Below are 2,198 nucleotides of genomic sequence, written 5' to 3'. Positions count from 1 at the left end.
GGGGGGGCGGCGCGCCGCGCCCCCGTCTTCGACAGTCATCAGGCCGGACGACGCTGTGCGAGCTCGTCAGCAGTCTCAGGAGCGGCATCGTCGACCGCGCCGCCGATGCCGAGCTTCTGCTTGATCTTCGTCTCGATCTCCAGAGCGACGTCAGCGTTCTTGATGAGGAACGAGCGTGCGTTCTCCTTGCCCTGGCCGAGCTGGTCGCCGTCGTAGGTGTACCACGAGCCCGACTTCTTCACGAGACCGTGCTCCACGCCGAAATCGATCAGGCTGCCTTCGCGCGAGATGCCCGTTCCGTACAGGATGTCGAACTCCGCCTGCTTGAAGGGCGGAGCCATCTTGTTCTTCACGACCTTGACGCGAGTGCGGTTGCCCACGGCCTCGGTGCCGTCCTTCATCGTCTCGATGCGGCGGATGTCGAGGCGGACTGATGCATAGAACTTCAGCGCCTTACCACCGGCCGTGGTCTCGGGAGAGCCGAAGAACACACCGATCTTCTCACGCAGCTGGTTGATGAAGATCATCGTGGTGTTGGTCTGGTTCAGACCACCCGTGAGCTTGCGGAGCGCCTGCGACATGAGGCGTGCCTGCAGACCCACATGCGAGTCACCCATCTCGCCCTCGATCTCGGCGCGAGGCACCAGCGCCGCGACGGAGTCGATGACGATGAGGTCGATGGCACCGGAGCGTACGAGCATGTCGGCGATCTCGAGGGCCTGCTCACCCGTGTCCGGCTGGGAGACCAGGAGCGCGTCGATGTCGACACCGAGCTTCTTGGCGTACTCGGGGTCGAGAGCGTGCTCTGCATCGACGAATGCGGCGATGCCACCGGCGCGCTGCGCATTGGCGATCGCGTGCAGCGTCAGAGTGGTCTTACCCGACGATTCCGGGCCGTAGATCTCCACGATGCGGCCACGCGGGAGACCTCCGACGCCGAGGGCGACGTCGAGGGCGATGGAGCCGGTGGGAATGACGGCGACGGGCGCGCGCTCATCGCTGCCCAGCCGCATGACTGAGCCCTTTCCGAACTGACGATCGATCTGGGCGAGAGCCGACTCGAGGGACTTCTCGCGGTCTGCGACTGATGGCATGATGTGCTCCTGTTGTTCGCGTGGTGCCGCCTGTAGGCTGTCGCGGCCACCCCGGGTGGGGCGAACTCTCCGACAAGGCGTATGGCTTTTCGGCCTGTCATCACCGTACGATCGGCCTCCGACATTGCGTCGGACGCCCCACGAACCGGGGATGAGTTCACCTCGAAACCACTTGTGCAGAACGTTACGCGCACTTCGAACACATCTTCGACGACACGCCGAAGAGGCGCAGCCCGAAGGCGATCAGACCGACGAGCGCTGTGTCAGCGCCTGCGCGGTTCGAGCCGGCCGACGCCGTAGCGCCGCTCAGCCGGGACGTCCGTCTCCTCGCAGAGCGCGAGCCAGATCTCCCTGGGCGCGACGCCCTCATCGAGCGCTTCGTCCGCGGTGCGGTTGCCGAGTGCATCGAGCACGAGATCCGTCTTCAGCATGGAGGCTCGCGCGCCGAATTCGAGATCGACCGCGCGAAGGAACTCGCTGCGACGCATGAAAGCCCTACTCCGACGAACGCTGCGGTCAGTGCAGCGAGAGCTCGGGCTCGACCGAAGCGACGAGATCGTCCGGGACGACATCCGGGAACACCTGGATGCCCTCGAGCACGGAGATGCGATCGCCGACCTCACGCATGATCATCGAGATCGGGACGTCGAGCGCCTCCGCAACGGAAGCGAGGATCTCGCTGGACGCTTCCTTCTGTCCGCGCTCCACCTCGCTGAGATAACCGAGTGCCACAGAGGCCTTGCCCGCGACCTGCCGGAGCGTGCGCCCCTTCTGCAGGCGGAAGTCCCTCAGCACATCGCCGATTTCCTGTCGTACAAGAATCACCGGAACCTCCTCTCGATCTCCGTCACCGGAGACTCCTCCGAGTGGATCGCCAGTCTAACCCGACTCGCTGATGAAAAAACTACTGTTTCACGCTGTGCTTTCGGTGTGAGCACATCATTCTTCGGCACATCAATGACAACCATCCGACGGCGCAGCCTATTCCCGCAGCACTCTCGAGAGCGCGTCGATCGCGGCATCGACCGCCTGCGCTCTGATCGACGCCCGATCCCCGGAGAAGAGGAAAGCGAACGAGCGCACGTCCGTCGGCGGGGCGGCGCC

The 2,198-nt window shown here is 64.5% G+C and carries 3 protein-coding genes; all 3 read right to left on the bottom strand.

What is annotated here, in order from left to right; translation table 11 throughout:
* Positions 1–38: 38 nt before the first annotated feature.
* On the bottom strand, positions 39–1,094 hold the full coding sequence (recA, locus tag ACNPNP_RS07170) for a recombinase RecA (RefSeq protein ID WP_448965367.1): 1,056 nt from the start codon (positions 1,092–1,094) through the stop codon (positions 39–41).
* 263 nt (positions 1,095–1,357) lie between these two features.
* On the bottom strand, positions 1,358–1,582 hold the full coding sequence (locus ACNPNP_RS07165) for a DUF3046 domain-containing protein (RefSeq protein ID WP_448965366.1): 225 nt from the start codon (positions 1,580–1,582) through the stop codon (positions 1,358–1,360).
* Between the two features lie 28 nt (positions 1,583–1,610).
* Entirely contained in the window at positions 1,611–1,919 is a 309-nt protein-coding gene (locus ACNPNP_RS07160; protein WP_448965365.1) for a helix-turn-helix domain-containing protein, read from the bottom strand.
* Positions 1,920–2,198 lie beyond the last annotated feature (279 nt).

It is taken from the genome of Microbacterium xerophyticum (assembly GCF_053543555.1).
This window is presented reverse-complemented; position numbering and strand designations above follow the sequence as displayed.

Excerpts from the sequence above, each read along its gene's own strand:
- recA (WP_448965367.1), bottom strand. The coding sequence starts at position 1,094 with ATGCCATCAGTCGCAGACCGCGAGAAGTCCCTCGAGTCGGCTCTCGCC.
- ACNPNP_RS07165 (WP_448965366.1), bottom strand. The coding sequence starts at position 1,582 with ATGCGTCGCAGCGAGTTCCTTCGCGCGGTCGATCTCGAATTCGGCGCG.